The organism is Methylacidimicrobium cyclopophantes (genome assembly GCF_902143385.2).
Lineage (GTDB): Bacteria > Verrucomicrobiota > Verrucomicrobiia > Methylacidiphilales > Methylacidiphilaceae > Methylacidimicrobium > Methylacidimicrobium cyclopophantes.
Map to the genome: position 1 here is coordinate 1 of NZ_CABFUZ020000044.1, position 1,169 is coordinate 1,169.

A 1,169-nucleotide genomic window follows, 5' to 3' on the forward strand; every position below is an offset into this window, starting at 1 on the left:
GCGCCGAGGTCGAGGCCGACCCGACCTATCTGAAGCAAATCCTTTACAATTTGGTCTCCAACGCCCTCCACCATGGAAGAGGGGCCATCCTCATCCGCGTCCGCCCCGGCCTCGACCGTGTCGTGGTCTCCATCGGCAACCGGATCAAGCGAAGCGGCGGAAAGGGATCCGGGCTTGGGGTGGGGAAACGGATCGTAGCCGCCCTGGTTCACAGCCACGGGAACATGCGAATCGCTTACCGCACCTTCCGGGAATGGCACTGCGCCCGCTTGACGATCTTTCCGAAGACGCTCCGATGAAAGATCCGCAGGCGCATCGAGCGGAAAATCCGTCGGAAAGCGCAGCGAGATCGGAACGCAACTTGAAGAAAAGTTAAACTAAGGGCGCCCCATTTCTTAAAGGGCGGCATCGTAAGGTTGGACCAGATTGAAAGAGCGCTCAGGGTAGTTCTCGCGGGATCCGCCGGCCGGTTGTCGGTGCCTTCCCCGAGGACCGACGCCGAGCAAAAGAGCGGAAAGGAGATCTGCCATGATCCTTCTCCAAGAGCGCAAGAACCGAGTTCCATGGCATGGGCCGGACAAACTTCCGGTAGAGCTTACCGCCGTCATGGCGCAAGCACCTACGCCGGTCTCACGCGATTCCTTCAAAAATCGAGAATCCAGACTATTCCAGGAAGATCCGGCGGAACGTCGGGAGCGGACCGCCGGATGGATCCTCTCGCTGCTGCTCCATGCGGCGCTCATTCTGGGTGCCGGCATCAGTTTCGCTCCCAAGATCAAGCAGGCAGCGGCACCCATATTCCCCCCGGCGACGGTCGATCTCGTGGCGGCACCGGAGCCGCTCAAGCAGGCCGTACCGGAGCCGAAGCCGATCAAGCCGGATGACATGGCACAAGCCGTGGTCCGAAAGCCGCAACCCAAAAAAGTGATCGTGCCACCGAAGCCCAAGCCGGCGCTCGCGGTAGCTTCGGCAGCGCGGCCAACGCAGCTTGCGCAGCCTGACTATCTGCGGAATCCCCCACCCGTCTATCCGGACTCCGCTCGGCAAAAAAAGGAGCAGGGAGTGGTCTTGGTCTGGGTCAAGATCTCGCCAGTGGGTGGGGTCGAAACGCTGCGGGTGGTGCGCAGCTCCGGTTTCTCCGATCTCGATCAATCGGCGGCGGCCGCTGT

1 protein-coding gene and 1 pseudogene are annotated in these 1,169 nt (G+C 61.5%); both read left to right on the top strand.

Annotated elements, in window-relative coordinates; all coding sequences use genetic code 11:
- Positions 1–299 (top strand): annotated as a pseudogene (locus FN369_RS10960) (ATP-binding protein); the annotation flags it as partial.
- Between the two features lie 229 nt (positions 300–528).
- Positions 529–1,169 (top strand): energy transducer TonB (locus FN369_RS01045; RefSeq protein ID WP_142524366.1); only part of this gene is annotated, 641 nt, incomplete at its 3' end.